This is a genomic window from Vibrio sp. A11, assembly GCF_013048705.1.
In the GTDB taxonomy this organism is placed as follows: domain Bacteria; phylum Pseudomonadota; class Gammaproteobacteria; order Enterobacterales; family Vibrionaceae; genus Vibrio; species Vibrio metschnikovii.
In genome coordinates this window covers 20,262-46,226 of the sequence record NZ_VHSI01000018.1, presented here as the reverse complement: position 1 = coordinate 46,226, position 25,965 = coordinate 20,262, and the positions used below count along the sequence as shown (strand labels likewise).

Sequence of the window (25,965 nt, the reverse complement as noted above, 5' to 3'; positions counted from 1 at the left end):
TCTGCCATTAACCGTGAGCAATCATTATCTCAATTATTTTTGCTCTTGGTCTGCTTGAATCGCAGTTAAGGCGATGGTGTAGACGATATCGTCAACCAAAGCACCACGTGATAAGTCGTTCACTGGCTTACGCATGCCTTGCAGCATTGGACCGATAGAAACCAGATCCGCTGAACGCTGTACGGCTTTATAAGTGGTGTTACCTGTATTCAGATCAGGGAAGATAAACACGGTTGCTTTACCTGCAACTGGAGAGTTCGGTGCTTTAGAAGCCGCGACATTTTCCATGATGGCAGCGTCGTACTGTAGAGGTCCGTCAATGATTAAATCAGGACGTTTCTCTTGAGCAAGACGAGTGGCTTCGCGTACTTTATCCACATCCGCGCCTTTACCAGAGGTGCCGGTTGAGTAAGAGATCATCGCGACGCGAGGTTCAATACCGAATGCAGCCGCAGAGTCTGCCGATTGAATCGCGATCTCCGCCAATTGTTCAGCAGTTGGATCTGGGTTAATCGCGCAGTCACCGTAAACCAAAACTTGATCAGGCAGCAGCATGAAAAACACCGAAGAGACGATCGAAGCGTTCGGCGCAGTTTTGATGATCTGGAATGGTGGAACAATGGTATTGGCTGTGGTGTGAACCGCTCCAGAAACAAGACCATCGACTTCATTCGCTTCAAGCATCATAGTGCCGAGGAATACCGAATCTTCAAGCTTTTCACGAGCGACGACTTCGGTCATGCCTTTCGCGCCACGCAGCTCAACCAAACGAGCAACGTAATTTTCACGAACGGCTGCAGCGTCAATAATTTCAACGCCTGCACCAAGCTCAACGCCTTGCAATGCAGCAACGCGTTTGATCTCTTCTGGGTTACCAAGCAGTACGCATTTTGCAATACCACGCTCTGCACAGATCGCAGCGGCTTTAACGGTACGTGGCTCATCACCCTCTGGTAGCACGATACGTTTGTTAGCACGACGAGCAAATTCAGTCAGTTGATAACGGAACGCTGGTGGGCTTAAACGACGCGTTGCTTGAGTGCCTTCGGTCAGCGAATCAATCCATGGGCCATCAATGTGGCTAGCAACATGTTCACTGACAAACTCAACGCGCTCTTTATCATCCGCTGGAACTTCAAGGCTAAAGCTTTGTAGGTTCAATGAGGTTTGCCAAGTATTGCCTTGCGCTTTGAAAATCGGTAGGCCAGTGTCAAAAGCAGGCTTACATAGGTTAGCGATCTCTTTAGGAATATCGTAACCACCGGTCAGCAATACGGCACCAATTTCTACGCCATTCATCGCCGCTAAAGCAGCAGCAACAATAACGTCAGGACGGTCGGCTGAAGTCACTAATAATGAGCCAGGTTTAAAGTGCTCAATCATATGCGGGATAGAGCGTGCACAGAAAGTGATGCTCTTAATGCGTCGACTGTTGATATCACCTTCATTAACGATTTCGGCTTTGAGATGTTTCGCCATATCAATCGCACGAGTCGCGATAAGGTCAATGCTCCATGGCACGCAACCAAGTACGCGAATTGGGCTACTGTTGAAGATTTGCATTACTTCAAGGTTGGCCTGTTTTGCACCATCGGCATCGTCAAAAATCTCTGACAAATCGGGACGAGTACGACCCGCATCATCGACTGGCGCATTGAGTTTGTTAATAACCACACCAGAGATGTTTTTATTCTTAGTGCCGCCAAAGTTAGAGCAAGCGACTTCGATACGTTCTTTGAGCTGAGTTGGATTATCGGTACCAGGCGTGGCAACGAAAACAATTTCAGCGCCTAACGTTTTAGCAATCTCTGCGTTAACTTGGTTCGCAAAAGGATGCTTACGCGTTGGGACTAAACCTTCGATTAACGTGACTTCGGCATCAACAATAATTTGGTTATAGCGTTCAACAACCGTTTCCAGTAGTACATCCATTTTTTCGCCGCCAATCAGCGCTTCGGCGGCTGACATGGCCATTGGTTCAGCAATTTTGATATCGCTACTATGACGAATAATGGTTGATGTTAAATCTGGCTGATCGCCACCGCTACGTGGCTGTGAAATTGGTTTGTAAAAAGAAACGCTTACACCTTTACGCTCCATGGCGCGCAAAAGACCCATGCTCACACTGGTTAAACCCACACCGGCACTGATTGGGACAAGCATAATAGTACGGGACATACGTTAAGTACCTCAACACTATCGATACAATCTAAACGAGTTAGATTGAAAGGAACAAAGCCCAACGCCGTATTCCGTAAGAATAGGTCTTGAGCCCCTAAAAAAATAGGCTACATCTTGAGACGCTAGATAAACCTTGCCGATAAGTAACACTATCGGCAAGGAAGGAAGAGTCGCCTACATGGACAATTAGATGCCTGCTAAGCGCGCAGTATCTTCAGCAATCACCAGCTCTTCGTTGGTTGAGATAACCATTGCAGGGATGCGGCTGTTTGCTGTGGTGATCACACCTTCACCGCCAAAACGAGCTTTGAGGTTAGCGGCGCTATCGATTTCAATACCAAAAATTGCTAAACGATTTAGAACCATTTCGCGAATTGGACCCGAGTTTTCACCGATACCACCAGTAAAGACGATAGCGTCTAAACGGCCATCCAGGCTTGCAGTGTAACCAGCAACGTATTTCGCTAGGCGATGGCAGAATACGTCCATTGCGCGAGTGGCTTCTTCTTTTTCACCGTAGTTATCTTCAACGAAACGGCAGTCTGAAGTCACTTGAGTTAAGCCTTGTAGGCCAGACTCTTTGGTTAGCATCGTGTTGATTTGCTCAACCGAGTAACCTAATGCATCATGTAGGTGGAAAATGATCGCAGGATCGATATCACCACAACGAGTACCCATTACTAGGCCTTCAAGTGGTGTTAAGCCCATTGACGTATCAACCGATTGACCGTTTTTAATTGCACAAACTGAAGCACCGTTACCTAAATGGCAGTTAATGATGTTCAATTCATTGGCTGGTTTACCTAAACGCTCAGCGGCTTCACGAGCAATAAATAGGTGAGAAGTTCCATGCATACCGTAGCGACGGATACCGTGCTCTTTATAAAGATGGTAAGGTAGTGCGTATAGGTAAGCTTCTTCAGGCATGGTTTGGTGGAATGCGGTGTCAAATACAGCAACATTTTTCAGCGCTGGAAAAGCTTTCTTAGCCGCATTGATACCAATGATGTGTGCAGGGTTATGCAGAGGTGCGAAAGTTGCAGCGTCTTCAATCCCTTTTAATACAGAATCATCGATTAGCGCTGATTGAGTGAATTGCTCACCACCGTGTACCACTCGGTGACCAATAGCTGCAAGGTTTTCAGCTAGTTCAGGTTTTGAAGCAAGGATGGTATCAACCATAAATGCGAGCGCTTCTTCGTGAGCTGCGCCATGACCTAATTGGGCTTCATGTTTACCATCAAGTTTCCACTTGATACGCGCTTCAGGAAGGTGCAGACATTCTGCAAGACCGGAGAGATGCTCATTGCCGTTTTCTGCATCAACAACCGCAAACTTGAGCGAAGAACTACCGCAGTTTAAAACTAAAACTAGCTTGGACATGTATAACTACCTGTATAATCAGTTAGGATAAAATTTAACCACAAGAATAGCTGAACCCGTAAAAAGTGAGAACTAATCTTGATCAATAACACGGTGAATATCCGTATAATAGGGACGTGACTGAATCAGTATAATCGTCGACGCATTCCATGCTGATTTCGTCTTACGGTTGCCTAAATTGTAAATAACAGCAACAATAAGATTGAGAGTCCGCAGAGGATAGCGATAATGGCTCAGTATAACAAAAAAAATTTGAAACAATATTAGCTTTCGTCAAATTTTTACGCCATTTGTTGAATCATTAAACTATTTTTTAGTCTTAAGGTTCATCAACAGTGAAGGAGAGAGGGTATGGCCAACAGAGCAGGAATCATCCATAGTTTAAGAGATGGCCAAAAGTACATGGATACCTGGCCAATGCGTAAAGAGCTCAACTTACTGTTTCCGGAAGCACGTATCATAAAAGCGACCCGTTTTGGCATTAAAGTCATGCCAGCCATTGCGGCGATTAGCGTACTGACTCAAATGAGCTTTCATAATTTACAAGCCATGCCACAAACCATTGTGGTGGCTCTGTTTGCGATCAGTTTGCCATTACAAGGCATTTGGTGGTTAGGCAGCCGTGCGAATACCCAGTTGCCTCCTTCATTGGCAGGCTGGTATCGTGAATTGCACCAAAAAATCATTGAGACGGGTTTTGCGCTTGAGCCACTCAAAGCGAAACCCCGTTATAAAGAACTGGCTTTAGTGCTTAACCGCGCTTTTCGTCAGTTAGATAAAGGGGCGTTAGAGCGCTGGTTTTAAATAAGATATCGACGGTCATATGACCATATAAACGAATAACACCGCGCCGCTGATTGAGCCGCGCGGTGTTTTGTTTTTGGGAGCCGATTAGTACAGTTGATCGCGATAGCGTTGAAAGTGGCTCACGATGGCGTTGACGTCAGTCAGTGTGCGTATCTCTCTAAATAGCTCTGCCGCTTCTGGATACGCTTGACGTAAATACGAAAACCACTGCTTGACGCGGTTAGGATAGTAGCGACCTTTATCTCCGCGCACTTCATAGGCAGAGTACTCGAGTAATAATTCGACAACTTGATTCCAAGGCATTGGCGCATGGTTGTATTTGACTATATTGCCTAAATTAGGAATATTCAGCGCGCCGCGGCAAACCATTAAAGAATCAACACCAGTCGTACTAATACAAGCTTGCGCATCGGCATAATTCCAAATTTCACCGTTGGCTATCAAAGGGATGGTGCTTTTTTGGCGGATCTGATCAATATAGTCCCACTGAATTTCACTGGCTTTGTAGCCACCCGCTTTGGTTCGCGCATGTACGGTCAGCTCATCGGCCCCTGCCTGAGTCACCGCATCGACAATGTCAAAACAGTCATTAGGATCTTCCCAGCCTAAGCGAATTTTAGCGCTGACAGGGATGTGTTTCGGTACCGCGTCACGGCAGGCTTTAACCACCTGATAAATCAATTCAGGGTGTTGCAGCAGTGCCGCGCCGCCTTTGCTTTTATTGACCATTTTCGCGGGACAACCAAAATTGAGATCAACGCCATAGGCGCCCAATTCTGCGGCGCGCACGGCGTTTTCTGCCATCCATTGTGGCTCTTGGCCTAAAAGCTGGACTTTGATTGGGGTGCCGGATTGAGTGCGTGAAGCGTGTTTAAGCTCGGGACAAAGACGATAGAAAACATGATCCGGTAGGAGCAAATTGACCACGCGAACAAATTCGGTGACGCAAAAATCGTAATCATTAATTTCGGTGAGCATTTGACGCATCAAGTGGTCAAGAACGCCCTCCATTGGGCCTAAAATAACGCGCATAATAAAGAGTGGTACCGCCAATAACAAAGACGCGAGATTGTAGTGGCAGATGGGCGATGAGTCATCCTCTTTTGTCGTCTTACGGATCGATTGTAGCAAGTGATACTCGGATCATGGCTGCAACTGACAACGGTTTACGTTTATACTGTGTCAATCTTAATTGACCGATACCGATAATTTATGAACTACCCATTGATAATGCTCCCTAAGCACTTCTGCTCTGTATCCCCCTTGTTTATCGAAGGCAGTATATTAGCGGCGAATTTTGCTACTCAGCCACTGGATCCTAAGCAGTGGTTAAGTGAGTTGTTTCCAGACAATGTCGATGAACTGGAACCTTTGGTTACCGCCCAGATCAATGCACAGTATCAGCAACTTAAAGCCAATCAATTTGCGTTGTTAAGTCTTTTATCGCAACACGCAGAATCACGTGAAAAGGGGTTAACGGAGTTTGCTCAGGGGTTTATGAGTCTATGGCCGATGATCGAACCGCAATGGCAGACGAGCAGTCATTCCGATGGTTCATTACGCATGCTACAAGCGTTATTAACCACCTTAATGTTGGCGATTGATGAAGCGGGGACTCATCAGCAGATGCAAGCCGCGGGTTATCAATCATTGCCCACGTTAGCGCATATGATTGAACAACTGGATTTAATGGTTCATGAGGTGGCGCTGGCCGCCGATGAAGCGATGCTTGGTGCTAAAGCCCAAACCATTAATCCTTATAAACAAGTTGGGCGTAACGACGCTTGTCCATGTTCGAGTGGTAAAAAATTCAAGCATTGCTGTGGCCAATAACCACACTTAGACGGCGTCATGTCAACCTTGTTTTCGACATGACGCGGTTTAACCACGAACTTTTTCTACCGAATGTTGACATATAAAACAAGGAAAGTCGTTATACCTTACCATTGAAGATATTGATGCGGTTAATCATCACGGATTTATCCTTAAGTCAGGTTGTCAGGAGTAAAAATAAAATGAAAAAATGGATAGTGCTGCTGTTTTGTAGCTTTTCGGTATTGGCGAGTCCTAAAGAGACGCTGAGTCAGCGTTTAGCATTAACCGAAGGTTTTAGTGCCCAGTTTGATCAGCAAGTGCTGAGTCCAGAAGGGGAAACAGTCATGGGAGGTAAGGGCACCGTTGAAGTGGCTCGTCCGGGATTGTTTCGCTGGGAAACCTTTGAACCGGATGAAAATATCTTGGTCTCCGATGGACAAACACTGTGGTATTACAGCCCATTTATCGAACAAGTCTCAATTTATAATCAGCAACAAGCCACTGAGCAGACACCTTTTATATTACTGACTCGTAATCAAGCCAGTGATTGGAATGCGTACCAAGTCGAAGCTGAAGGCGATGTGTTTACCTTAACACCGATTACCTTTGAATCGAACCAAGGACGTTTTCAGATCGTGATTGATGCACAAGGGAAAGTGACCGGATTTACCGTCATCGAGCAAGATGGTCAGCAAAGTCGTTTTACCTTCCATGATGTCACTTTGCAAAAGCCGCCTATCAGCCGTTTTCAATTTGTCATCCCCGATGGGGTTGATGTTGATGATCAACGCTAGTAACAAAATCAATGAGCGATCGTGAGTAATTACCGTTTAGATTTTTCAGGGGATGAAGATTTTCGTCCCCTTGCGGCACGTATGAGGCCACAAACCATTGAGCAATATATTGGCCAGCAGCACATTCTTGGCCAAGATAAACCACTGCGTCGTGCGTTACAGGCGGGGCATCTTCACTCGATGATTCTTTGGGGCCCGCCGGGAACTGGAAAAACGACGCTAGCTGAAGTCGCTGCCAATTACGCGAATGCTGAAGTAGAACGTGTCTCAGCCGTCACGTCCGGCGTTAAAGAAATTCGTGCGGCTATCGATAGAGCGAGAGAAAATCAGCGCGTCGGGCGGAGGACGATTCTTTTTGTCGACGAGGTTCATCGCTTTAATAAATCACAGCAAGATGCTTTTTTACCGCATATTGAAGATGGAACGGTGACCTTTATAGGCGCGACAACGGAGAACCCGTCATTTGAATTAAACAATGCGTTGTTATCTCGCGCACGGGTGTACAAACTCACCTCATTGAGCGTCGATGAAATTTTACAAACACTGCAACAAGCGATTGACGACAAGCAAAAAGGGCTTGGCCAACATCCAGCTGATTTTCATGATAACGTTTTGCAGCGGCTCGCCGAGTTGGTTAATGGCGATGCACGAATGTCGCTCAATTATTTAGAACTGTTGTATGACATGGCAAGTCAAGATGCGCAAGGCCGTAAACAGATCACGCTCAGTTTATTGGCTGAAGTGGCGGGAGAAAAAGTCGCTCGTTTTGATAATAAAGGCGATATTTGGTACGACTTAATCTCGGCATTACACAAGTCGATTCGTGGTTCCAATGCCGATGCCGCCTTGTATTGGATGGCGAGAATGATCAGCGCAGGGTGCGACCCATTATATATTGCGCGTCGTTTACTCGCGATTGCTTCTGAAGATGTGGGTAATGCAGACCCAAGAGCAATGCAAGTCGCTCTCTCTGCTTGGGACTGTTTTACCCGTGTCGGTCCAGCTGAAGGTGAGCGCGCGATTGCTCAAGCGGTGGTTTATTTGGCCTGTGCTCCGAAAAGTAATGCAGTTTATACCGCTTGGAAACAGGCCCTGAATGATGCTCGTAACTTGCCAGAGTATGAGGTGCCAGCACATTTGCGTAATGCTCCGACTCATTTAATGAAAGATCTCGGGTATGGTGCGGAATACCGTTATGCCCATGATGAGCCTGGGGCTTTTGCCGCTGGTGAGCGTTACTTACCGCCAGAAATGATAGGTAAGCGTTATTATCAGCCAACTAATCGTGGCCTAGAAACTAAGATTGCGGAAAAACTCCAGTATCTAGCCGATTTAGACGCAAAAAGCCCACAAAAGCGCTATGAAAAGTAGTGGCTTTTGGTTATCTTTGGCTGAGTAAATTCAATACGTGTGATGTTGTTCAAAAAAACAACGCCCATGTTTCTTCACAACATTAAAGCATAGGATTAGCAATGCTGGATTCTAAATTACTTCGCACAGAGCTGGATGAAACAGCTGCAAAATTAGCACGTCGTGGCTTTACGCTCGACGTCGAAACCATTCGCACCCTTGAAGAGCAACGTAAGTCGATTCAAGTCGAAGTTGAAAATTTACAATCCACGCGTAACTCCATCTCCAAGCAAATTGGCCAACTGATGTCGCAAGGCGATAAAGCGAGTGCGGAAGCGATTAAACAGCAAATTGGTACTCTCGGTGAGGATCTCGACAGCAAGAAAGTTGAGTTAGACAAAATCCAAGCGGAACTAGAAGCGATCACGCAAACCGTACCTAATATTCCTGATAGTTCAGTGCCCGATGGTAAAGATGAAGACGACAACGTGGAAGTGTCACGCTGGGGTACACCGAAAGAGTATGATTTTGAAGTGAAAGATCATGTTGACTTAGGTGAAATGAGCGGCGGTTTAGACTTTGCGAGTGCAACCAAAATTACTGGTGCTCGTTTTGTGATCATGAAAGGCCAGTTTGCTCGTTTGCATCGTGCCATTGCCCAATTTATGCTTGATTTGCACACTGAACAACATGGTTATACTGAGCTATACGTTCCTTACTTAGTCAACCAAGAGACGTTATTTGGTACTGGTCAGCTACCTAAATTCGGTAAAGATCTGTTCCACACCGAGCCATTGACGGAAAAAGCCAGCGATGAAGATCCTCGCCGTTTTTCTTTGATCCCAACGGCAGAAGTTCCAGTGACCAACTTGGTACGTGATGTAATTTTGGATGAGGCAGAGCTGCCACTGAAAATGACCGCTCACACACCGTGTTTCCGCTCTGAAGCCGGATCTTATGGTCGTGATACCCGCGGTTTGATCCGCATGCACCAATTCGATAAAGTTGAGTTAGTGCAAATCACTAAGCCAGAAGATTCGATGGCGGCGTTAGAAGAGTTGACCGCTCATGCAGAAAAAGTGCTACAACTGTTGGATCTTCCTTACCGTAAAGTGGTGCTGTGCACCGGTGATATGGGCTTCGGTGCTTGTAAAACTTACGACTTAGAAGTGTGGGTACCCGCGCAAAAAACCTACCGTGAGATTTCATCATGCTCAAACATGTGGGATTTCCAAGCTCGCCGTATGCAAGCTCGCTTCCGTCGCAAGGCAGAAAAGCGCCCTGAACTCGTACACACTCTGAATGGTTCTGGGCTAGCTGTGGGCCGTACCATGGTAGCGATTTTGGAAAACTACCAGCAAGCGGATGGCCGTATTGAAATCCCAGCGGTATTACAAAAATACATGGGTGGTTTAACCCACATCGGTTAATTTCTGCCTTATTGTTACTCAAAACCGACGCTCAGTGCGTCGGTTTTTTATTGATGCTAAGCTGCGCGCTATCGATTTAAAACGAGTTTTCGTTTATTGCTAGCTTATTTGGAAACAGTCGTCATTTTGCACAGCCGTCTCTACCGCATCTAATAGGCTATCAATATGTTTGCTGTCACTGATATAAGGTGGCATGAGATAAATCAAGCGGCCAAAAGGGCGGATCCATACGCCAAGCTCGACAAACAACGCTTGAATCACGCTCATATTGACTGGATGGTGGGTTTCTATGACGCCAATGGCGCCAAGCCAGCGCACGTCTTTTACGTGTCGGTAGGCGGTAAAATTGGGTAAACGTTTGGCAAATTGGCTTTCAATATTAGCCACTTGCGTTTGCCAATCTCCTTTGGCAATCAGTGCGAGACTGGCGGAAGCGACGGCACAAGCTAAAGGGTTACCCATAAACGTTGGCCCATGCATAAAACAACCGGCCTCACCACTACAAACGGTATCGGCGACAGTTTTACTGGTTAATGTCGCCGCAAGCGTCATATAACCGCCGGTTAAGGCTTTACCAAGGCACAGAATATCCGGCTGTATATTCGCATGCTGACAAGCAAACAATTTTCCCGTTCGACCAAAACCGGTAGCAATTTCATCAACAATTAACAGCGCGTTATAGTGATCACAAAGTCGGCGTACTTCACGCAGAAATTGCGGATGATAGATACGCATTCCTCCTGCACCTTGGACTATCGGCTCCAGGATCACCGCGGCAATCTGTTGATGATGGAGCGCAATCTTGCTGCGAAAATCGTCGATATCAGACTCTTGCCAACGATCATAAAAACCAGTTTTTGGTGAATCAGCGAAAATGTGCTCAGGTAAAAAGCCTTTATATAGGTTATGCATTGAGTTATCAGGATCAGTCACTGACATCGCAGCGAAGGTATCACCATGATAACCATGACGTAAGGTAAGAAACTTCGAGCGTCGTTCACCTTTGGCGTGCCAGTACTGTAGCGCCATTTTTAAACTGACCTCTACCGCTACCGATCCGGAATCAGCGAGAAAGACGTGCTGTAAATTATTAGGTACCAATACCAGCAGCTGTTGACACAGGTCAATTGCTGGCTGATGCGTGAGGCCGCCAAACATGACATGGGACATTTTATCCACTTGCTGATGCACCGCTTGATTTAGCGCCGGATGATTGTAACCATGAATGGCTGCCCACCAAGACGACATGCCATCAACCAATGTTTTGCCATCTTCTAAGTAGAGAGTCACGTCTTGTGCATGAGTGACGGGATAACAAGTTAACGGATTAATGGTTGACGTGTAAGGATGCCAGATATGTTGGCGATCAAAAGCTAAATCCATGAAAAGTCCATACTTAAGTGAGAGCTTAAAGTCATCTGTTGTAAACTCAATGGTTTTTTAAATGTTGACAGTCTAGCTTGGAGGGGCGATAGATCCAAGCATAAGCGGTATAAAAACTGGGGAAGGTGATGAGAAATCCACCTAACGCGCAAGGTCGTTATTTAGTCGGATGTAAACTTGTGAGTTAATTTATAGTTGACAGTTGATGTCGCTTCAGTAGACTACAGCGCATAAATGTCACCAAGCAAGGCACATTGCTAAGGATTACTCGTGGAAGTACGTCACAACTGGACAAGGGCGGAGGTTACTGCGCTGCTTGATCAACCATTTATGGATTTGTTATTTACTGCGCAGCAAGTTCATCGTCAGTTTCACCCCCACAATCATGTTCAAGTCAGTACCTTATTATCGATCAAAACTGGGGCTTGTCCGGAAGATTGCAAATATTGTCCACAAAGTGCTCATTATCGGACTGATGTTGATAAAGAGCGACTTATGGAAGTAGAGCGTGTTTTAGACGCGGCGGAAAAAGCCAAGCAATCGGGATCGACGCGATTTTGCATGGGAGCAGCATGGAAAAATCCCAAAGCGCGCGATATGCCATTGTTGAAAGCGATGATTGCTGGTGTCAAAGAAAAAGGGCTAGAAACCTGTATGACGTTAGGCATGCTCAGTGCAGAGCAAGCGTATGAGCTAGCGCAAGCAGGATTAGATTATTACAACCATAATCTTGATACCTCTCCTGAATTTTACGGCAATATTATTACCACGCGAACCTACCAAGACCGTTTAGATACCCTGTCTCATGTCCGTGATTCCGGAATGAAAATTTGTTCTGGCGGGATCATCGGCATGGGAGAAAGTGTTGATGATCGTGCTGGCCTGCTCGTTGAGTTGGCCAACCTACCGACTCAACCTGAAAGTGTGCCGATTAATATGCTGGTTAAAGTTCAAGGAACACCACTCGCGAGTGCAGAAGAGGTTGAGCCTTTTGATTTTATAAGGTTAATTGCGGTTGCACGGATCATGATGCCAAAATCTGCGGTGCGTTTATCCGCAGGGAGAGAGAAGATGAACGAACAGATGCAGGCACTGTGTTTTATGGCTGGTGCCAACTCAATCTTCTATGGTTGCAAATTATTAACTACGCCAAATCCTGCTGAAGACAGTGATCTGCAGCTGTTTAATAAGTTAGGTATTAACCGTCAACAAGCGATTCAAAAACCGGATCAAGTGACAGAAAACGATCTGCTCGATCAAGTGATTGAACGTGTTGCATCAAGACCAAGTAATACGGATCTGTTTTACGATGCTAGCCTTTGAGCAACGGATTGAGTATGCGCTGAATGAGCGAAACCAACGAGGCTTAACCCGCCAATTGTCAGCAGTTCAAACCACAGGTTCAGCGCAATTAGTTCACGCAGGGCGAAAGTATGATCATTTTGCGAGTAATGATTATTTAGGGTTAGCGAGTGACCGCTCATTAGTTGAAGCGTGGCAGCAAGGCTTAGCTCTCTTTGGTGCTGGCAGCGGCGCTTCGCCATTAGTGAGTGGTTTTTCCCCCGCGCATCAGCGGCTTGAAGCCTTGCTTTGCGAGTGGTTAGGGTATCCTCGAGCTATTTTGTTTAGCTCTGGCTTTAGCGCCAATCAAGCCCTGTTGTTCACCTTGTTAGAGGAGGGGGACCTGCTCTTACAAGATAAGCTTAATCATGCCTCGTTGATTGAAGCTGGCTTATTATCTTCAGCCCAATTACGGCGCTTTCAGCACAATAATCTTGAACACCTTAAGCAATTGTTAACCGCCCATTCATCCCAGCACGCGTTGGTAGTCACTGAGGGGGTATTCAGTATGGATGGTGATAGAGCGCCTTTATCATCAATCCAGCAGCAGGTTGATCAACGAGCCTGGCTGATGGTTGATGATGCACATGGTATTGGTGTTTTGGGGGAGCAAGGGCGAGGAAGCTGCGCGCAAGCAGGAATTCAACCCGATATTTTGGTCGTCACTTTTGGTAAAGCGCTTGGTTTATCGGGAGCAGCAATCTTATGTAGTGAGGTTTTGGGAGATTATTTAACCCAATTTGCTCGTCATCATGTCTATTCAACGGCGATGCCGCCAGCACAAGCTTATGCTCTCTGTCATTCTATCCAAATGGTGCAACAACAATCGTGGCGCAGAGAGAAGTTGCAAGAACTTTCTATGGTCTATGACCAAATGCTTAGTGGTGTGCCTGGCTTTGTTTCCACTTCAACTCCCATCAAACCATTTATCCTAGGAACCAACCAGCGTGCCATCACTATTGCTGACCGACTGCGTGATGGTGGCATTTGGGTGGGTGCAATTCGCCCCCCCACGGTCCCGACCAATCAAGCAAGACTGCGAATTACGTTAACGGCCAATCACACCAATCAACAAGTCACAAAGCTGGCTGACGCTTTAATGATGGCGATGGAGGGGCAATTATGAACCTCGCGGTTGGGGTAGAGCACGCTGAGCAAGGGGCAACGAAAAAAGCCATTGCTCAAGCCTTCAGCAAAGCGGCATCTCGTTACGATCAACATGCGGCTTTTCAACGTGATGTCGGGCAACGGTTATTGGACACTTTGCCCAAACAACTGGTGGATTGGCAGGTACTGGATTTGGGATGTGGTACGGGTTATTTCGCTCAGCAACTGCGATCACGGGGGGCGACTGTCGTCTGTGCGGATCTTTCATCAGCAATGTTGTATCAGGCTAAACAGCGTTGTGGTCATTATCGAATGCATTATGTCCAACTTGACGCTGAAGCTCTCCCTTTCAAAGCTGCGCACTTTGATCTGGTGTTTTCGAGTTTAGCCTTGCAGTGGTGTGAGGATTTAGTCGTTCCGCTGCAAGAAATTCATCGCATTCTCAAACCTCAAGGACAAGCAAGATTTTCCACTTTATTGTTTGGATCATTAACCGAGTTAGCACAAGCGTGGCAGAAGGTTGATGTACATCAACACGTTAAACGCTTTGCGGATGTGAATAAGATAAACCTTGCGTTAGCGCAATCTGACTTTGCGCAATATCACTTAGACTTACCCGCAATAACCGTGTGGTATGAGAGCGCTTATCAATTAATGCGCGATCTGAAAGGTATTGGGGCCACCCATATCCATGGCCGATCTCAAGGGCTAACGGGCCGCCACACTCTTGCTCAGGTAGAGCAGGCCTATCAGCAGTTTGCTGGTCAGCAAGGCCTCCTACCTGCAACGTATCAAGTTTGTTTAGGGGTGTTACATCGATGATTAACGCAATATTTATTGCCGGTACGGATACCGATGTGGGTAAGACCGTGGCTTCAAAAGCGATTTTGCAGGCATTGGCCGCTCGTGGCTTTTCTACTATAGGTTATAAACCAGTAGCGGCTGGATGTGAGCAAACGGCAGAGGGGATGCGTAACGGCGACGCTTTACATTTGTTGCAAGCAGCAACCGTCAAAATGCCGTATGAAGATATTAATCCGTATCCGTTAGCCTTGCCGGCTTCGCCTCATATTGCCGCCAAACATGAGCAGGTAAATATAGATACTAGTGTGCTGAGTGAAAAACTCGCGAAGTTACAATCTCATGCTGATGTTGTATTGGTTGAAGGCGCAGGTGGTTGGCGGGTACCAATATCGGATAGTGAGGGTTTATCTCGCTGGGTGCAGCAAGAACAATTAGCAGTGATTTTAGTTGTTGGTATTAAACTGGGTTGTTTAAGCCATGCTTTACTAACGGCAGAAAGCATTCATGCTGATGGATTAAAGATTGTTGGCTGGGTGGCGAATCGAGTTAATCCTGGAACCGAGCACTATGCAGATATTATTCAATTACTAGAACATCGGATTGATGCGCCAAAGTTAGGTGAGATTCCCTACATGCCAAGTATTAAGTGCCGAGATTTGGGTAAGTATATTGATTTATCCCCATTATTGATTGAGCAGCAAGAAACGCTGACTTGTTAGAGAAACAAGGTCTACCGGAATGGTTAGACCTTGTTCATTTGAGTTTGCCCACGACTGAATTCTCATCGATAGGAAAGCCGAATTTAGCGTTTATTTGCAGCTACTTTTCGTCATCGATTGGTCAACCATGGTTTGTCCTCGTGGGTTGCGTACCAAGAAACGATAACTAATGCCGACATCAAGATTGGCACGAATATCAGGTGTCGAGCAAAAACGTTGTAAACTGGATTGCATCACTTGATCAATTGGGGTCGCACCTTGTTGGTCGTTGTTATAAATCATCATCATTTCAATCATTGTCCCCTTGGCGCTGGCACGCATGATAGTCAAAGGGCCTTGTTCAATCGGGAGTTCAGCGTTTAATACGCTGGCACGATTAGCGGCAAGCAGTTCTAGGTGTTTTTGTTGATCGGCGGTTGAACTACAGCCAGCCAATAATAGCATCGTCAGTCCTACGCAGGACAATAGTAACTTATTCATAATTAAAACACTTTTTTGAATGGTTTGACGATCACCTGGGCATAAACGCCAGCCGTGACATAAGGGTCGTTGTCAGCCCATTGCTGGGCCGCTTGTAGAGATTCAAATTCAGCAATCACTGTTGAGCCAGTAAATCCAGCGTCACCCGGATTCTCTGCATCAATAGCCGGCATTGGTCCCGCAGTAAGCAAGCGACCTTCATCACGTAATGCTTGTAAGCGTGCTAAATGAGCAGGACGAGCACTAAGGCGTTGTGTTAGAGAATTCGGTACATCCTGAGCAAAGATCACATACCACATATTGATATCCTTATTGGTGTTTAAAAGTAGATTATCTGTCTACCTATAACTTTCGGTTTAGTCAGTATGGTTGATGTTAATGTACTGAAAGTAAAGCGATTTTAAAATGCCTATTGACGATTAATATTATTAATCCTTCGTTATGTGATCAAGCGCCTCTCTGCTTTATCACTCGAGGCCGCCCATCTGCATCAATCGCGACATAATTAAACGTAGCTTCACACACTTGAAAGCGATCAAGTACCCCATCTTCTTTGATTGGCTTGACCCACACTTCAAGATTAATCGACATCGAGGTTCGGCCGATTTTGGTGCATTCACCATAACAGCACACCACATCACCGACTTTGACTGGTTTTTTAAAGGTAATACTAGAAACAGAGACAGTAACAATACGTCCGCTGGAAATTTCTTTAGCGAGAATACCACCAGCGAGATCGAGTTGCGACATAATCCAGCCACCAAAGATATCACCATTGGCATTGGTATCGGCTGGCATCGCTAACGTTCTCAATAATAGTTGGCCTTTAGGAGAGTGTGCATCCTGATTCATTTTCGACATCCACAATAAACAAAACAGCGACCCACAAGGGTCGCTGAAAAAGAACTGAGATTATACCCTTAAAATAGGATTAAGCTCAAAAGTGTTATGAGTATCGGGCTGCCTCCCGTTACTGTTCCGTGTCTTTTTGCTCTTTTGGCAGGTGTTTATAGATATAAAATCCGGTCAGTAAAGTATAGATAAACGTTGCGGCAAGTAAGCCAAATACCTTGAAATTAACCCATACTTCTAACGAGAGCTGAAAGGCAATGTAAGTATTGAGAAGCGCACAGACAGCAAAAAACATCACCCATGCCCAAGTGATTTTGGCCCAAATATCATTCGGTAGTGAAATTTCTTTGCCAAGCATACCTTTAATCGCTGATTTACCCAGTTTATGACTGACAGCAAGTCCGATAGCAAACACCAGATAGACAATGGTCACCTTCCATTTTATAAAGTTATCATTATGTAAGAAGATGGTCATGCCGCCAAAAATAGCCACAAGAGCAAAAGTGATCAGCTGAATCTTTTCGACTTTTTTGACTAAAAAGTAAGTGATCAGCACTTGCAGTGCGGTTGCGGCGATCAGCGCGCCAGTCGCAATATAGATATCGTAAAGCTTAAATAGTACGAAGAAAATAATCAGCGGAATAAAGTCGAGCAGTTGTTTCATTATCAGATGAGGCCCAAAAGGAGACGATGGTGACAGTCTAGCGAAATAATCACTAAATCAAAACAGATAATCGCTCACCGTGGTGTTGGCTTACCCCAATCATATCGTTTATTTATATGATTGGGGATTCACTCCGTTACCGCCTAATTATAATTCCACGTTGTTTGAGTATAGAAGCAACCATGATTATTTAATTCGGCTTTGTTGCAACTCACTTACTCTGGCTTGGCTAGAGACAATGTGTGGCGTTGATACTGGAAGCGCCTTCATTAACATAGAAAACCCCAAGATGGCTGAAGCGGTCGAGCCCATCAAAATACCGATTTTGGCGTAATCGACCATCACACTTTGCTCAGCGGTAAACGCGAGAGTGGAAATGAAAATAGACATAGTAAAACCAATCCCACACAGTACCGCTACCGATAGAATCATGCGTAGGTTGACAGTAGGGGGCAGTTGAGCGACGCCAAGCTTAATCGCTAACCAACTGAATAAGAAGACACCGATAGGTTTACCGACAAATAATCCTAGCGCAATACCGAGCGGTAAGTGAGCATTACTACTGACGATATTAATCGACGAAAACGTGACGCCAGAGTTAGCAAAGGCAAACAGCGGTAAGATTAAAAACGCGACATAAGGGTTCAATAAATGCTCAACCCGTTTCGCCGGGCTCTTTCCTGCTCGGCAAGTCAGTGGAATTAAGAAACCAGCGATAACGCCTGCGAGCGTAGCGTGAATTCCTGAGTGGTAGACGGTAAACCAAAGTACAAGGAATAATACAAAATACAGCGCGAGAGAGGAAAATTGCTTCTTGCCACAAAAGAATAAAAACAAACTGATGGTCAAGACAAACAGCAGCATCATGCCTGAAGGCTCACTGTTATAGAATAGAGCAATAATAAAAATCACGCCTAAGTCATCAATAATGGCCAAAGCCAACAAGAAGACTTTCAATTCAACGGGCACTCGTTTACCGAGTAAGCTTAGAATTGCCAAAGCAAAAGCAATATCTGTCGCCGCTGGAGCTGCCCAACCATTGATGGCAATCGGATCTTGATAATTAAAAAACAAGAAGATAGCGATAGGGAATAGCATGCCACCTAAGGCAGCCATCGCCGGTAACATGGCTTTTGAACGACTATTTAACGATCCCTCAATCAACTCACGTTTTACTTCTAAGCCAATCATTAAAAAGAATAAAGCCATTAAGCCATCATTGATCCAATGACTGACGCTGATCCCAAAAACATAAAAGTTTAAAAATTGTTGATAAGAGTGTTGTAGTGGTGAGTTAGCGATGGCAAGTGCGGTGATGGCGGCAAGCAGCAGTAATACACCGCTCGCAGGATCACTGGTGAGAAAATATTTAATCCTTTTATACATTGTCATTCTTCCATTGTTATTTTTTTAGTATTGCTATAGCCGATAGTTTCAATCTAGTCGTGTAATGAAACGTTAAGTCTTCTATCAACATTGGTCTTGGGCATTGTCAGAGTAAAAACTCAACATCTGAGCCTATGATAGTTGACTGTGAAAATATTCGTCTCGTTTATATCGATTAAATCTTGTTTAACAATCGGGATTTCCGAATTGGAGCGTAAATTGAAGGGTGAAAAGTAAATACTTGGAGTCAGTTCACATTTGTCACCAGAAGAGGAAGTGAGAGGAAAATAGACTGGGTTTGTAGATAAAAGGAAGCGAAAAAATAGGCGACCATAAGGCCGCCTCAGTGAAACGCTAAGTACTTAGCGGATAATTAGTTATCGCGTTGAGTGGCGTTTTTCATTGCCGAAATAAAAGTTTTCAGTTCATCCAGCATCACTTCGGGTTCGGCAAGATGTTGCTCGATAATTTTTACTACCGCCGAGCCAGAAATCGCCCCAGCAGCGCCAGCCTCAATGGCCTGTTTGACTTGTTCTGGCTCTGAAATGCCAAAACCGAGTAACGCTGGAGGCGCTGAAAATTGGTTAAGGCGATCGAGTAAGGCGTGAACGGGCATGTTGGCTTTGGTTTCTGCGCCCGTTACCCCTGAGCGAGATAAAAGGTAGGTATAGCCGCTACCTAGCTCTGCAACCGATTGTAAGATCTCATCACTGGCGGTAGGTGGTGCAATAAAAATTGGATGAATGGCGTATTTTTTCGCTGCGGTCACAAACTCAGCACTTTCATTGGTGGGGACGTCAGCGATTAACACTGAATCAACGCCCGCTTGTTGGCAGCGTTGATAAAAATTATCGATGCCGCGAGCGTAGACCAAGTTGGCATACATTAATAAACCAATGGGTAAATCAGGATATTGTGCTCGAATGGTGCTGATCAGCTCAAAGCATTGATCGGGTGTGGTACCGGATGCTAACGCGCGAATATTCGCCCCTTGAATAGTCGGGCCATCCGCCAAGGGATCTGAAAATGGCATACCCAGCTCTAGTGCATCGGCTCCGGCTTCAACCAGGGTTTGCATAATGCGCAGCGACTGCTGTGGGTTAGGGTCGCCAATGGTGACAAACGGAACAAAAGCGCCTTGGTTCTGTGCTGCCAAACGTTGGAATAAATGTTGATAACGATCCATTATAGTGCGCCTCGTTCTTCTAATAATTGATGGACGGTGAAGATATCTTTATCACCACGACCAGATAAATTGACGACCAGTAACTGCTCTTTATCGGGCTCGGCATACGCCATTTTTACCGCATAAGCGAGCGCGTGTGAGGATTCCAAAGCCGCGATGATGCCTTCATTACGCGCGATAGATTGAAACGCCTCTAGCGCCTCATCATCGGTAATGCTTTCATATTCTGCGCGGCCAATGGCATTCAGGTGCGCGTGCTGCGGGCCAACGGATGGAAAATCCAACCCAGCAGAAACCGAATAGGACTCTTCGACTTGGCCATACGAATCTTGCATCAGTGGCGCTTTCATACCAAAAAAGATCCCCGTTTTACCGTGTTTGAGTGGCGCGCCGTGTTGATGGGTATCAATGCCTTTTCCTGCTGGCTCAATACCAATCAAACGTACGTTAGGTTCATCAATAAAATCGGCGAACATACCAATCGCGTTAGAGCCGCCGCCGATACAGGCTAATACGGCATCAGGTAAGCGTCCTTCACGAGCCAAAATTTGCAGCTTAGTTTCTTCACCAATGATGCGTTGAAATTCACGGACTATGGTCGGGAAAGGGTGTGGGCCTGCCGCGGTACCGAGTAAATAGTGAGTCGTTTCATAAGTAGCAGACCAATCACGCAGCGCCTCATTACAGGCATCTTTTAAGGTTGCCGAACCAGAATGAACAGGGATAACTTCTGCGCCCATCAGTTTCATACGAAAGACGTTCGGGCTTTGGCGCTCAACGTCCTTAGCGCCCATGTAAACGCGGCATTTCAGTCCAAGTAGCGCGCAAGCGAGCGCGGTGGCTACCCCGTGTTGCCCGGCGCCGGTTTCGGCGATGATTTCATGTTTGCCCATCCGTTTTGCTAGCAAGGCTTGGCCAAGAACTTGGTTGGTTTTGTGCGCGCCGCCGTGCAATAAATCTTCTCGTTTTAGATATAGCTTGGTTTTGGTGCCCTTAGTGAGATTGCGGGTTAGGGTTAGAGCGGTTGGGCGACCGGCATACTCTTGCAACAAGGTCATAAATTCAGCGCGAAAGTCAGGGTCTTCTTGCGCATCAATAAACGCTTGCTCTAACTGATCCAGCGCAGGGACTAAAATTTGTGGCACATATTGACCACCGTATTCGCCAAAATAGGCATTAAGCTTTGCCATGATTCGTATCCTTTGTCTTGTCATTGGTTGCGCATGATCCTCTTGTCATTGGCGTCGTTTGCCACCCTAGTGGGTGGTTTGGACTGTTGGTCATGCGCAAATCGGTGATTAATAATGCCTAATGGCACGAAATGCTGAATTAAGTTTCTGTTGATCTTTTTTACCGAGTTGACTTTCTACTCCTGAATTGAGATCTAATCCCAAACAGCCAAGGCTTGCCGCCTGCTGAGCGTTGTCTGGGTTTATTCCTCCAGCGAGCATCACGTTATTGACCTCATCGAGCAGTTGCCAGTTAAAAGCTTGTCCTGTGCCACCCGATTGAGCGCCGACTTGGCTATCAAACAGATGACGATCAATATGCCGTTGCAGAGTTTTTGGCTTGCTATCACTCACGCCATAGGCTTTCCAGATCTCAATCTCATTGGCTAATTGCATTCTTAATTGATCAACATAAGCTTGGTCTTCATCACCATGCAACTGTACCGCTTTGAGCGATAGCTGCTGCGCGATATCGACCACCTCTTGCAGTGAATGATTTTGAAATACCCCCACGTAATGCAGTGGTGCGCCGCTCATGACGAGTCGTGCCTGTTCAATATCCACATAACGTGGTGACTTAGACACAAAAATTAACCCGCCAAACACGGCTCCGGCTTGATAGGCTTTGGCGGCATCATCGGCATGGGTTAAGCCACAGACTTTATTTTCACCGAGGATAATTTTGCGCACCGCCAGTTCAAGATTTTGCTCGGCCATCAGTGAACTGCCGATTAAAAAGCCGCTGGCATAATGGGCCAGATCACGCACTTGTTGATGGTGATAAATGCCCGATTCTGAAATGATGATGGTGCCTTTTGGTAATAAGGGAGCTAACTGTTTAGTGCGATTGAGATCAGTTGAGAGATCGCGCAAGTTACGGTTATTAATACCAATCACCTTGGCTTCTAGGGTGATGGCGCGCTGTAATTCCGCATGGTCACTGACTTCGGTTAATACGCCCATGCCCAGTTGGTGAGCAATCGCGGCTAAGTGTTGATACTGCTGATCATCGAGTACCGATAGCATCAATAAAATCCCATCAGCGCCATAATGACGAGCCAAATACACTTGATAAGCATCAACCATAAAATCTTTACACAGGATTGGCTGACTCACTTGCCCTCGGATCCGTGGCAGAAACTCGACATTGCCTTGGAAATATTTTTCATCGGTTAAAACCGAGATCACATCTGCGTATTGATGATAAACTGAGGCAATATAATCCAAATCAAAATCTTCGCGAATCAACCCTTTGGACGGTGAGGCTTTTTTACATTCTAAAATAAAGCGCGTTTTCTCTGGGCTGAGGGCGTCATAAAATGAGCGATCGGCTGGTGTCAGCAAGGCTTGAAAAGTATTCAGCGGCTGTTTGGTTTTACGCTGTTCAACCCAAAGGTACTTATCTTGCACGATTTTAGCTAACACTTCGGCCATCTGAGTATCTTGGATGGAAATATGTTCGGAGAGTTGCTCAGACATAGGATTTAACCTCTTTGTGCTAATTGTTGAACCAGTTGAAACGCTTTACCCGAGTTCATCACGTCAATAGCTAACTGGGCGTTGGCTTTCAGATCGTCACGACCAAACAGGCGTAGCAGTAGAGCGACATTCACCGCAACAGCAGCCAGTTGGGCATCGCTGCCTTTCCCCGTCAAAAGATGGGTAATGATGGCGCGGTTTTCTGCCGGCTCTCCGCCCTGAATAGCAGAGAGAGGGTAAGACTCGAGGCCAAAATCTTTGGGGGTCAAGGTATATTGAATAATCTCACCATGACGAATTTCTGCAACTAAAGTTTCACCATGGATGGCGACTTCATCCAAGCCGCTACCATGCACCACGGCAGCACGTTGCAGCCCCATTTGTAACATGGTTTGGGCGATTGGCAATACTAGCTCAGGACTGTAAACCCCCATCAGTTGAATCGTTGGCCGAGCCGGATTAATCAAAGGTCCTAAGATATTGAAAATGGTGCGTGTTTTCAGGGTTTGACGTACGGGCATCGCATGGCGAACCCCTTGGTGATAGTGGGGAGCGAACAAGAAAGCCACACCTAACTCATCCATGGCTTGACGAGTTTGCTCAGCGCTCATCGCAAGGTTGATACCAAAAGAGTCTAACAGATCAGAAGAGCCTGATTTACTGGAAACGCCACGATTACCGTGCTTGGCGACTTTCACGCCGCATGCCGCGGCGACAAAAGCGGCAGTGGTGGAAATATTAAAGGTGTTTGCACCATCGCCACCGGTGCCGACAATATCCGCAAAGTCGTAGTCTGGACGCGGGAACGGTTCAGCGTTAGCAAGCAAAGCTTGCGCCGCGCCAGCGATTTCATCCGGTGTTTCGCCTTTCATTTTTAAGGCGGTTAATACCGCGGCGATTAAAATGGGGTCAAGATCACCTCGAATGATGACATCAAATAGCTGCTGACTTTCCAGTTGCGAAAGTGACTGCTGGGCATACAGTTTATCGATGATGTGTTGCATAAAATATCCCTATCAATCTGTGTATAAAATTAGGCGGAGCATCGTGGTTGAGCTTATTCGCTCAGTGCCCAATCAATGGCATTGGCAAGCAATGTGGCGCCATAGGTGGTCATGATCGACTCAGGATGAAACTGAAAACCACAAATTTTGTCTTGTTCATGGACAACAGACATCACCAAACCATCAACTTTTGCTGTAATAGTTAAACAGTCAGGGACTTGTGTGGCGACCAGTGAGTGATAACGCGCAATCGCCATCGGTGAGGGCAACTGGGCATAAATCGCGTGATGCTGATGTTCCATCATTGACACTTTGCCATGTACGATGTCTCCGGCTCCAGCAACGGTGCCGCCATAGGCTTCAACGATGGCCTGATGACCAAGGCATATGCCGATGATCGGCACTTTACCTTTTAAGCGTTGTAGTAGCTCGGGCATACAACCCGCGGCAGATGGCGCACCCGGTCCTGGTGATAAGACCAGCAAAGGATTATCTAGTTGCGTGATGGCGTGTTCAATGGTTTGCGCGGTAATGTGGTTACGATAAATGGTCACTTGATGACCTAAGGTGCGAAATTGATCGACCAAATTGTAGGTAAAGGAGTCAAAGTTATCGACAAACAAAATATTCGCCATGAGGTTACTCCTGATGCGCTGATTGAATCGCCGCGATCACGGCTTGGGCTTTACCGCGTGTTTCATCGGCTTCGGATTGCGGATCAGAGTCATAAACAACGCCAGCGCCCGCTTGTACTTGTGCGATGCCATTTTCCACATACGCTGAACGGATCACGATGCAGGTATCTAAATCACCATCCCCCGTTAAATAGCCCACCGCACCGCCATAGCTACCACGCCGTGTTTTTTCTACTTCACGAATAATTTGCATGGCGCGGATCTTCGGTGCCCCCGTTAACGTGCCCATGTTCATACAAGCTTGGTAAGCGTGTAGGGCATCGAGATCGCCTCGCAACTGACCAACAACCCGAGAGACCAAATGCATCACATGGCTATAACGGTCAACTTTGAGTAAATCAGCCACATGGCGGCTACCGGCTTGCGCAATTCGCGCCACATCATTTCTTGCCAGGTCAACCAGCATCATGTGTTCGGCGTTTTCTTTTTTATCACCGCGCAATTCAAGCTCAATACGACTGTCTAAATCATGATCAAGGGATCCATCAGCGCGTTTACCGCGGCGGCGGGTACCAGCGATCGGATAAATCTCGACTTGATTGCTGTCGGTTGCGTATTTCAAGGCGCTTTCTGGCGAAGTCCCAAATAGAGTGAAACGGGTGTCCTGCATGTAAAACATGTATGGGCTTGGGTTGCTGTCTTTGAGTTTTTTATAGGCAGCCAGTGGAGATGGGCAAGGCAGCATAAAACGGCGAGAGGGGACAACTTGGAAAATATCGCCTTTCACGACCAAGGTTTTTAGGTGCTTGACCGTTTCACAGAATACCGGATCAGAAAGATTGGTGGTCACGCTGAGATCAGCGACTTTTTGTGCTGTAGGCAGTGGCTTTGACTCTGCACTAAGAGTGGTAATGGTTTGTAAGCGAGCGGCTAACACTTGGCGTTGCTGTTGATTGGCGCTAAACAGCGTCGCTTGTAGGCGGCAGTGTGCGTTTTTATGGTCAATGACCATTAAAGTTTCAGCGACATAAAACACATAATCTGGACACTGGTCGATGGCCTCTGCGCTGCCTAAAGGTTCAAAATTAGCCACTAGGTCATAAGCAAATAAACCGCCGAGAAAAATCGCATACTTATCTTGGTTGCTTAGATCAAAGCTGTGCTGCACTAAACGCAGCGCATCAAATGAACTGGCTTCTTGCAAGCGGGAATCTTCATCTAGCTGATCACTGAGTGGAGCGAAGTTGAGGGTTAACGTATCATGATCGAGCTGGTGGCTAATATCGGTAGCAATATTATGTTTAAGTAACTTAACCAACTGCTGGCCATTATCGGTGAGGGCGTGAAAAGTGACGCGATGACCGACGCAAGTAATGCGCACCGCGGCATCAATCAGCAACAGGCTTTTGACATCTTGTTTTGATTCAATATCCGCGGATTCCAGTAATAAACAGTCGGTTTTATCGGCACACAAGGCATGGAAGACACGCGTCGGATCCGGTGTATAAGGTAGCGTTGTGTGAAGAACCTCAAGCTGCCCTTGTTGTTTGATATCAATAGCTTTGTTCATAAAGCTTCCTTGATGAATGGTTTTCTTGCTACTTTGCATACTCGCATAATCCTGTGTTTGACCCAATCGTCTTGTGATGTATTTCTAAGTTGTTATCCCTTTTTACTGAAAGTGGTCATTCCAAGTCGTTTAGGGAGAATAAAAGTCAGCGATCTGAGTCAATAAAAAAGCCCGCTCAGTATCAGCGGGCTTTTGGTTGTGTATTCGATTTAGAAATACACCGTTGCCCACCAAGAACTTGTCCAAGTGCGCCACCAAGTGAGTTCAGCAGAAGCTGCACTAAAATTGTGATTATGGTTTTGGTTAAATTCTTGTAACATAGGAAGCCTTAATACGGTGCTTTTGTATTTGCGTACTAGTTAACTA

The 25,965-nt window shown here is 46.1% G+C and carries 25 protein-coding genes and 1 other annotated feature; of the genes, 9 read left to right on the top strand and 16 right to left on the bottom strand.

From position 1 onward, the window contains the following. Positions 1–33: 33 nt before the first annotated feature. Positions 34–2,178 carry a phosphate acetyltransferase gene (pta, locus tag FKQ60_RS15270; protein ID WP_004395489.1) on the bottom strand — a complete coding sequence of 715 codons (2,145 nt, stop codon included), beginning with the start codon at positions 2,176–2,178 and terminating at the stop codon, positions 34–36. A 189-nt stretch (positions 2,179–2,367) separates the two neighbouring features. Beyond that, positions 2,368–3,564, bottom strand: a complete 1,197-nt coding sequence (locus tag FKQ60_RS15265; RefSeq protein WP_170906704.1) for an acetate kinase — start codon at positions 3,562–3,564, stop codon at positions 2,368–2,370. Positions 3,565–3,915: 351 nt separating this feature from the next. Between FKQ60_RS15265 and yfbV the strand changes: the two genes are divergently transcribed. Then, positions 3,916–4,368 (top strand): terminus macrodomain insulation protein YfbV, encoded by a 453-nt coding sequence (yfbV, locus tag FKQ60_RS15260; RefSeq protein ID WP_040904387.1) that lies wholly within the window; start codon positions 3,916–3,918, stop codon positions 4,366–4,368. 87 nt (positions 4,369–4,455) lie between these two features. Here yfbV and dusC read toward each other — a convergent pair whose 3' ends face one another. Beyond that, entirely contained in the window at positions 4,456–5,403 is a 948-nt protein-coding gene (gene dusC / locus FKQ60_RS15255; protein ID WP_170906708.1) for a tRNA dihydrouridine(16) synthase DusC, read from the bottom strand. A 180-nt stretch (positions 5,404–5,583) separates the two neighbouring features. On the opposite strand from dusC, the gene FKQ60_RS15250 reads away from it, so the two are divergent. From FKQ60_RS15250 to serS, 4 genes are all read left to right on the top strand, one after another. Continuing rightward, a complete protein-coding gene (locus FKQ60_RS15250) occupies positions 5,584–6,204 on the top strand; it encodes a YecA family protein (RefSeq protein ID WP_154168459.1) in 621 nt (206 codons plus the stop codon). A 182-nt stretch (positions 6,205–6,386) separates the two neighbouring features. After that, positions 6,387–6,980, top strand: a complete 594-nt coding sequence (gene lolA / locus FKQ60_RS15245) for an outer membrane lipoprotein chaperone LolA (protein ID WP_170906703.1) — start codon at positions 6,387–6,389, stop codon at positions 6,978–6,980. A 21-nt stretch (positions 6,981–7,001) separates the two neighbouring features. Then, on the top strand, positions 7,002–8,351 hold the full coding sequence (locus FKQ60_RS15240; RefSeq protein WP_158138297.1) for a replication-associated recombination protein A: 1,350 nt from the start codon (positions 7,002–7,004) through the stop codon (positions 8,349–8,351). A gap of 101 nt (positions 8,352–8,452) precedes the next feature. Beyond that, positions 8,453–9,760, top strand: a complete 1,308-nt coding sequence (gene serS, locus FKQ60_RS15235; RefSeq protein ID WP_170906702.1) for a serine--tRNA ligase — start codon at positions 8,453–8,455, stop codon at positions 9,758–9,760. 99 nt (positions 9,761–9,859) lie between these two features. On the opposite strand, the gene bioA is transcribed toward serS, so the two are convergent. Then, the gene (gene bioA / locus FKQ60_RS15230) at positions 9,860–11,143 is read right to left on the bottom strand and encodes an adenosylmethionine--8-amino-7-oxononanoate transaminase (RefSeq protein ID WP_170906701.1); all 1,284 of its coding nucleotides are present in this window, start codon (positions 11,141–11,143) and stop codon (positions 9,860–9,862) included. Between the two features lie 270 nt (positions 11,144–11,413). On the opposite strand from bioA, the gene bioB reads away from it, so the two are divergent. Genes bioB through bioD form a run of 4 tightly spaced genes read left to right on the top strand, consistent with a single transcriptional unit; the run spans position 11,414 to position 15,114 of the window. Continuing rightward, positions 11,414–12,466: a biotin synthase BioB gene (gene bioB, locus FKQ60_RS15225; protein WP_004395479.1), complete on the top strand. Its 1,053-nt coding sequence runs from the start codon at positions 11,414–11,416 to the stop codon at positions 12,464–12,466. Continuing rightward, entirely contained in the window at positions 12,453–13,610 is a 1,158-nt protein-coding gene (gene bioF, locus FKQ60_RS15220) for an 8-amino-7-oxononanoate synthase (RefSeq protein WP_170904843.1), read from the top strand. Before bioB ends, bioF begins: the two co-directional genes overlap by 14 nt. Continuing rightward, positions 13,607–14,413, top strand: coding sequence for a malonyl-ACP O-methyltransferase BioC (gene bioC / locus FKQ60_RS15215; RefSeq protein ID WP_004395477.1), 807 nt, complete (start codon positions 13,607–13,609; stop codon positions 14,411–14,413). Before bioF ends, bioC begins: the two co-directional genes overlap by 4 nt. Beyond that, positions 14,410–15,114, top strand: coding sequence for a dethiobiotin synthase (bioD, locus tag FKQ60_RS15210; protein ID WP_170904842.1), 705 nt, complete (start codon positions 14,410–14,412; stop codon positions 15,112–15,114). The genes bioC and bioD overlap by 4 nt, the downstream gene beginning before the upstream one ends. Positions 15,115–15,204: 90 nt before the next feature. Here the strand turns inward: bioD and FKQ60_RS15205 are convergent, their stop codons facing one another. The 12 genes from FKQ60_RS15205 to FKQ60_RS15150 all read right to left on the bottom strand — a co-directional run bounded on the left by FKQ60_RS15205 (position 15,205) and on the right by FKQ60_RS15150 (position 25,919). After that, positions 15,205–15,594: a GspS/AspS pilotin family protein gene (locus FKQ60_RS15205; protein ID WP_154168450.1), complete on the bottom strand. Its 390-nt coding sequence runs from the start codon at positions 15,592–15,594 to the stop codon at positions 15,205–15,207. A 2-nt stretch (positions 15,595–15,596) separates the two neighbouring features. Beyond that, on the bottom strand, positions 15,597–15,893 hold the full coding sequence (locus tag FKQ60_RS15200) for a YciI family protein (RefSeq protein WP_154168448.1): 297 nt from the start codon (positions 15,891–15,893) through the stop codon (positions 15,597–15,599). Between the two features lie 148 nt (positions 15,894–16,041). Beyond that, complete coding sequence (yciA, locus tag FKQ60_RS15195) at positions 16,042–16,446, bottom strand: acyl-CoA thioester hydrolase YciA (protein ID WP_040904380.1); 405 nt, start codon at positions 16,444–16,446, stop codon at positions 16,042–16,044. 118 nt (positions 16,447–16,564) lie between these two features. Further along, the gene (locus FKQ60_RS15190) at positions 16,565–17,110 is read right to left on the bottom strand and encodes a septation protein A (protein ID WP_154168446.1); all 546 of its coding nucleotides are present in this window, start codon (positions 17,108–17,110) and stop codon (positions 16,565–16,567) included. Between the two features lie 186 nt (positions 17,111–17,296). Continuing rightward, on the bottom strand, positions 17,297–18,496 hold the full coding sequence (nhaA, locus tag FKQ60_RS15185) for a Na+/H+ antiporter NhaA (protein ID WP_170906700.1): 1,200 nt from the start codon (positions 18,494–18,496) through the stop codon (positions 17,297–17,299). A 373-nt stretch (positions 18,497–18,869) separates the two neighbouring features. Continuing rightward, positions 18,870–19,682, bottom strand: a complete 813-nt coding sequence (gene trpA / locus FKQ60_RS15180) for a tryptophan synthase subunit alpha (RefSeq protein WP_170906699.1) — start codon at positions 19,680–19,682, stop codon at positions 18,870–18,872. Next, positions 19,682–20,872 carry a tryptophan synthase subunit beta gene (trpB, locus tag FKQ60_RS15175; protein ID WP_004395467.1) on the bottom strand — a complete coding sequence of 397 codons (1,191 nt, stop codon included), beginning with the start codon at positions 20,870–20,872 and terminating at the stop codon, positions 19,682–19,684. Before trpB ends, trpA begins: the two co-directional genes overlap by 1 nt. 108 nt (positions 20,873–20,980) lie before the next feature. Next, positions 20,981–22,390: a bifunctional indole-3-glycerol-phosphate synthase TrpC/phosphoribosylanthranilate isomerase TrpF gene (gene trpCF / locus FKQ60_RS15170; protein ID WP_170906698.1), complete on the bottom strand. Its 1,410-nt coding sequence runs from the start codon at positions 22,388–22,390 to the stop codon at positions 20,981–20,983. 5 nt (positions 22,391–22,395) lie between these two features. After that, positions 22,396–23,394, bottom strand: coding sequence for an anthranilate phosphoribosyltransferase (trpD, locus tag FKQ60_RS15165; RefSeq protein ID WP_161426053.1), 999 nt, complete (start codon positions 23,392–23,394; stop codon positions 22,396–22,398). 53 nt (positions 23,395–23,447) lie between these two features. Continuing rightward, on the bottom strand, positions 23,448–24,029 hold the full coding sequence (locus tag FKQ60_RS15160; protein WP_154168438.1) for an aminodeoxychorismate/anthranilate synthase component II: 582 nt from the start codon (positions 24,027–24,029) through the stop codon (positions 23,448–23,450). Positions 24,030–24,033: 4 nt separating this feature from the next. Beyond that, a complete protein-coding gene (locus FKQ60_RS15155) occupies positions 24,034–25,599 on the bottom strand; it encodes an anthranilate synthase component 1 (RefSeq protein ID WP_170906697.1) in 1,566 nt (521 codons plus the stop codon). 161 nt (positions 25,600–25,760) lie between these two features. Then, positions 25,761–25,862 (bottom strand) — a sequence feature (Trp leader region). Further along, the gene (locus FKQ60_RS15150) at positions 25,809–25,919 is read right to left on the bottom strand and encodes a Trp operon leader peptide (RefSeq protein ID WP_083797757.1); all 111 of its coding nucleotides are present in this window, start codon (positions 25,917–25,919) and stop codon (positions 25,809–25,811) included. (Overlaps the previous feature by 54 nt.) Positions 25,920–25,965: the final 46 nt, after the last annotated feature.